Here is a 2,749-nt window from a genome sequence, read left to right as displayed (position 1 = left end):
TAAATCCTTATCTGGCAAGAGACTTAATTGATTAGTTCGCTCTAGATCAAAAATAATTGACAAAAATCGCCAAATGCCTTTCTATATAAGGGTTCCATCCCTTATAACCCCCGTCCATTGCATAACAAAAACCGAAGAACCAGATTCCGTCTGCAAATCAGGTGGATGCCAACCAGCTTTAACCCAATTTTTACGCACAATAACAGCCAGATTACTATTTAATCTTAAAGCTACAATTGTTGCTCGACCACAAGCCGTTACTCCCATAATTTCCGTTCCCTCTTGAGTCCAAGTACAATGTTCTTGCCATTTTTGAAGGCGAGGATTAAATAAGGAAACCAACACCTCATATTTGGGATCAATAGCCTCAGTTTGAATCCATTTATATTGATTACATAATTCACAAGCTAAACATAAATTATCTTCTGTATTAGCACCACCTTTAGCTAAAGGTTGGATATGATCAATTTGTAATCTCCTCATAATATAATCTTGGTGAATTAGGCAATATTCACAGCGATTTCCTGCCCGTTGTTTAACTTTTTGGCGTAAGGTTTCTATGAGAAAACTCATGGTATTAAAGGCTCTCTCAAACCTCGTTTAACGGCTTCAGCTAAGGCTATTGACTTTCTTAATTGTCCCATTTGGTAAATTGAGATTAAAACTAATAATTCATAGCCTTCGGCTTCGGTTAAGCCCGTATTTTTTCCCTTAGCTTGTAACTCTCCCAAGCGTTGATTTTGAACAGCATCCATTTTTGAATTAGCTAATTCAATAATTTCGGAATCTAAAAGATGGGAAACTTCAAGATGATTGCCCACAGCTGAGAGATTATTAAAGGTAGGCAAAATGATTTCTAAGGTATCAATTAAAACCTCTGATAACTCTCGTTCTGTAGCCTTTCCTAAACATTGGGCTGATTCAACTAAACTGACGGGTAAATCAATAGTAATTTGAGTCATTTGTCTAAGGAGTATTGAACTAATTGTGCAGCGAAGTGATCGCAATCGCATTACCATCACGAGAGACGGTAGCGGTATTTTCCTGTTGGACAGGAGCAGCATTGCGGGGTGTCAGTTTTTTAGTTTTCATGGGGTAAGTCCTCCAATCATTTTGATCTGCTCTCTTTATACCTAATTTTGTCTCAGATTCAAAAGTTTTATTCTGAGTTTTTATCTATCTTTGTTATAGTTTTTTATCTCTGTTCAATGTTATTACAGTTTTTCTGTTTAAATTTCCCGAAGAAAAAAAAAAACACCAGATGCTATTGGGGAGCAGGGAAGAATGATACCCTTAGATGGATGCGATCGCTTTCTTAATCAACATCAAACATAGCATCTAAATCTCTATATCCATTCACGACTCTTGCGATTTCAATTCCGTTTTCAAGAGGAAAATAAAAGATTAGATAATCTTCTACAGGAAAACTTCGTAAGCTAGGGATTAACTCATCGCGCCTACGTCCCAGATTGGGGAATTTAGCTAATTTTTTACAAGCCTGTTGGATTTTTTCTTTTAAAATTCTAGCAGCTTGCGGATTTTTCCCAGCCAAGTAACTATTAACTTGCTTTAAATCCAATCTAGCTGAGGGTGAGAAAATATCTTGGTTCTTCGTTACTTGGTATGGTTCGATAGGGGGGCATAAATCGACTAAATCCTTATCTGGCAAGAGACTTAATTGATTAGTTCGCTCTAGAGCAAAAACAATTGACAAAAATCGCATCAATGTCCTTCTCTATAAGGGTTTCATCCCTTATAACTCCGTCCATTGCATAACAATTACCGAAGAACCAAATAATCTTTGACATTATTTCTGACTCATTGGGAAAACTTTAGCCTCTATTTGTTGTAAATCTTCTTCTAATTCTGAAAAAACCTCTTCGCCATTAATTCCTTCCTGTCGTCTTAATTCCTCAACGCCAATCATAACTTCCCGTTTCAATTCTTCAAATCTTCCTCGGTAAATTCTGTCTCTTTCTGCCAATAAACGCAATCCCTCTTGAATAACGGCTAAATCATCTTGATATTTTCCTGTTTTAATTTGTTGAGCAATCAAATCTTCTATTTCCGGTGTCAGTTGGATAGTGTTCATCGCTTCTCCATAATTACTTTTATATCATCCTAGCTGAGTATTATAGCGCAGACTTTTTAGCATCTTATAATTTTAACAGATTTTGGACAGACTGCGAGATAGACGGGTTCATCTCCCTGAACCTAAATCTTCTAGCACTCGTGAGCCGGAAAAGGGAGACAGCAGAAGAGCAAAAGCAAAAACCCGTACTCCCTTGCTCCCCCTCTCCCCTGCTCCCCGCTTCTTCACCCCCCGAAGCAATCTCTCAAAAGTTTTAATTGTTCTGATTAGTAATAAATTGACGAACAATCTCAACTCTTAGATTTAATTCCCGTGCAATTTGTTCTTCATTAAGTCCCCACCTAACCAGAAGGGGAATTGTTTCTAATTTCGGCTCTTCGGGACTTGGTATGGTTCGATATGGGGGCATAAATCGACTAAATCCTTATCTGGCAAGAGATTTAATTGATTAGTTCGCTCTAGATCGCAAACAATTGACAAAAATTGCGGTAATGTCTGTCTCTATAAGGGTTTCATTCCTTATAACCCCCATCCATGGCATAACACAAACCGAAGAGCCCTAATTTCCCTTCAAGCTTCCCTTCAAGTTTCCCTTCAAGTTTACGGTTCTTCGTTACTTGGTATGGTTCGATAGGGGGGCATAAATCGACTAAATCC

Annotated in this window: 4 protein-coding genes and 1 pseudogene; all 5 read right to left on the bottom strand. The window is 37.8% G+C overall.

Annotated elements, in window-relative coordinates:
* Positions 1–393 precede the first annotated feature (393 nt).
* Positions 394–573: pseudogene (locus tag PX481_RS03785) on the bottom strand (HNH endonuclease); the annotation flags it as partial.
* Positions 570–962, bottom strand: coding sequence for a hypothetical protein (locus PX481_RS03780; protein ID WP_002758025.1), 393 nt, complete (start codon positions 960–962; stop codon positions 570–572). The pseudogene PX481_RS03785 and the gene PX481_RS03780, both read right to left, overlap by 4 nt.
* Before the next feature lie 19 nt (positions 963–981).
* Positions 982–1,092: an anacyclamide/piricyclamide family prenylated cyclic peptide gene (locus tag PX481_RS03775; protein WP_071822769.1), complete on the bottom strand. Its 111-nt coding sequence runs from the start codon at positions 1,090–1,092 to the stop codon at positions 982–984.
* A 223-nt stretch (positions 1,093–1,315) separates the two neighbouring features.
* The gene (locus PX481_RS03770) at positions 1,316–1,579 is read right to left on the bottom strand and encodes a type II toxin-antitoxin system RelE/ParE family toxin (protein WP_002758027.1); all 264 of its coding nucleotides are present in this window, start codon (positions 1,577–1,579) and stop codon (positions 1,316–1,318) included.
* A 228-nt stretch (positions 1,580–1,807) separates the two neighbouring features.
* Positions 1,808–2,092, bottom strand: coding sequence for a ribbon-helix-helix domain-containing protein (locus PX481_RS03765; RefSeq protein ID WP_002764059.1), 285 nt, complete (start codon positions 2,090–2,092; stop codon positions 1,808–1,810).
* Between the last annotated feature and the right edge of the window lie 657 nt (positions 2,093–2,749).

It is taken from the genome of Microcystis sp. M53603_WE2 (assembly GCF_030065435.1).
Note: the sequence above shows the minus strand (reverse complement) of the source record. Positions and strands in the feature narration are given on the sequence as shown.

Bases quoted from the DNA above. Each gene is read 5' to 3' on its own strand.
- PX481_RS03780 (WP_002758025.1), bottom strand. From the start codon at position 962: ATGACTCAAATTACTATTGATTTACCCGTCAGTTTAGTTGAATCAGCC.
- PX481_RS03775 (WP_071822769.1), bottom strand. From the start codon at position 1,092: ATGAAAACTAAAAAACTGACACCCCGCAATGCTGCTCCTGTCCAACAG.
- PX481_RS03765 (WP_002764059.1), bottom strand. From the start codon at position 2,092: ATGAACACTATCCAACTGACACCGGAAATAGAAGATTTGATTGCTCAA.